At 59.5% G+C, this 1,665-nt stretch carries 1 protein-coding gene; it reads left to right on the top strand.

The genetic code is table 11. From position 1 onward, the window contains the following. Positions 1-243 precede the first annotated feature (243 nt). Entirely contained in the window at positions 244-1,602 is a 1,359-nt protein-coding gene (locus P0D96_RS47885) for an IS110 family RNA-guided transposase (protein WP_408321309.1), read from the top strand. Positions 1,603-1,665 lie beyond the last annotated feature (63 nt).

Here is a 1,665-nt window from a genome sequence, read left to right as displayed (position 1 = left end):
CTGCTAAAAAACTTCCAAAGGGCCATGCCCTTCCCAAGGAGCAGAAACTCCGGGGCGGCAGACTACACTGGCATAGCCGAAGGGAGCGGCCGTCTGCTTATTGGTGACCAATCCCGTTAAAAAACATGGTCCAGGGACTGATGCGGCCGCGGCATTGGTGACGCCGCAAGGCGATCCCGTTCAGGAAAATGATCTACCCCGCTGTCCCGCCCTTTGGCACTTCCATTGATGTGGAGGGCTGTCATGGCACAGAGCAAGGCAAGACAAACGACCGATCGCCACGCGGATATGTCCGTTATCAATCCGCATGCCGCCGGCATTGATGTTGGTGCACAGTTTCATGTTGTCGCCGTTGGGCCCGAATGGACCTCCGAGCCAGTGCGTTCATTTCGCAGTTTCACCACCGATCTTCACGAACTTGCCAGGTGGCTCAGGCAGGTCAAGGTCACGACTGTCGTGATGGAGTCCACCGGAATTTATTGGCTTCCCGTGTTCCAGATCCTTGAGTCGTATGGCTTCGAGGTATCGCTCGTCAATGCCCGGGAGGCGAAGGGCGTGCCCGGGCGCAAAACCGACGTGAACGATGCCCAGTGGCTCCAGAAGCTGCACCGGTACGGACTGCTGCGCGCCAGCTTCCGTCCCCGGCAGGATGTGGCTACGCTACGGTCCTATCTGCGGCAGCGCGAGCGCCTGCTGGAATACGCTGCATCCCACATCCAGCACATGCAGAAGGCGCTGATGCAGATGAACGTACAGTTGCATCACGTCGTTCAGGACATCACAGGCGTTACCGGCATGAAGATCATCCGGGCGATCGTGGCCGGTGAGCGCAATACTGATGTCCTCGCAAAGCATCGCGACAGACGTTGCAAGGCCTCCGTCGAGACCATCCGCGAGGCGCTGGCTGGTCACTATCAGCCCGAGCACGTGTTCGAACTGACCCAGGCGGTGGCCCTCTACGATTTTTACCAGACCCAGGTAGCGCAATGCGACCGGCGAATCGATGTCGCGCTCCGGCAACTGCAGACCAGGGTCGAGCCGGTCACCGCGCCGCTACCGGCTGCACGGCGTCGCGGCAAACAGTCGAACGATTTCCCGTTCGATGTGCGTGCTGCACTGTACGGGATGCTGGGCGTCGATCTGACGCAGATTCACGGTTTAGGACCTTACATGGCGCTCAAGCTCATCGCCGAATGCGGCAACGATATGTCGCGCTGGCCGACAGTCAAACACTTCACATCCTGGCTCTGCCTGGCGCCCGGCAACAAGATATCGGGAGGCAAGATCCTCTCATCAAAGACACGTCGTTCTTCCAGCAAAGCTGCTGCGTCGCTGCGTCTTGCCGCAGTGACGGTGGGCAAGACCGACACGGCGCTGGGTGGCTTCTACCGCCGACTGTCGGCCCGCATTGGCAAGGCGAAGGCAGTTACCGCCACGGCGCGCAAGATCGCCGTGCTGTTCTACAACACGCTGCGCTACGGCATGGAGTATGTCGATCCCGGTGCCGCATACTATGAAGAACGCTACCGGCAGCGGGTCCTGAACAACCTGACACGCCGTGCCGAATCACTCGGCTATGTCCTGCAGGCAAAAGTGACCTGATGCTGTGAAGTTTCTCAGGAAAGCATCGGCCTTCTTTGCCCGGGAACTGAAGTGACTTACCGC

The sequence above is a fragment of the Paraburkholderia sp. RL17-347-BIC-D genome, assembly GCF_046027915.1.
Lineage (GTDB): Bacteria > Pseudomonadota > Gammaproteobacteria > Burkholderiales > Burkholderiaceae > Paraburkholderia.
Note: the sequence above shows the minus strand (reverse complement) of the source record. Positions and strands in the feature narration are given on the sequence as shown.

Coding starts and splice junctions, on each gene's coding strand:
- P0D96_RS47885 (WP_408321309.1), top strand. CDS start 244: ATGGCACAGAGCAAGGCAAGACAAACGACCGATCGCCACGCGGATATG.